This window comes from Lacinutrix cladophorae (assembly GCF_053604645.1).
This window is the reverse complement of record NZ_JBSHNR010000097.1, coordinates 1-231: the sequence shown is the minus strand read 5'-3', so window position 1 is coordinate 231 and position 231 is coordinate 1. Positions and strand designations below refer to the sequence as shown.

The following is a 231-nucleotide window of genomic DNA, read 5'->3' as shown; positions in this document are numbered from 1 at the left end:
AATACAACTCCTGTTAATTCTGCAGTTACTGGTTCATAACCGTCATCGGTTGTTGCTGTTTCAACTCCTTCTAATACGGTTACTGTTTCTGGATCTGAAGTTCCTGTTGTTAAAGTACCACTTACATCTGCTGGTAATGTTGTTTCATCAACATCTACTTCTGCATCTCCTACTGGAATGTCTGTTGCTGTCCATGAGCCATCCGTTCCTGTTGTTACTGTTGTTTCATCT

Annotated in this window: 1 protein-coding gene; it reads right to left on the bottom strand. The window is 40.7% G+C overall.

The genetic code is table 11. The features are described from left to right. A partial coding sequence (locus ACVC3Y_RS05865; protein WP_452226360.1) for a hypothetical protein occupies positions 1-231 on the bottom strand: 231 nt, incomplete at both ends.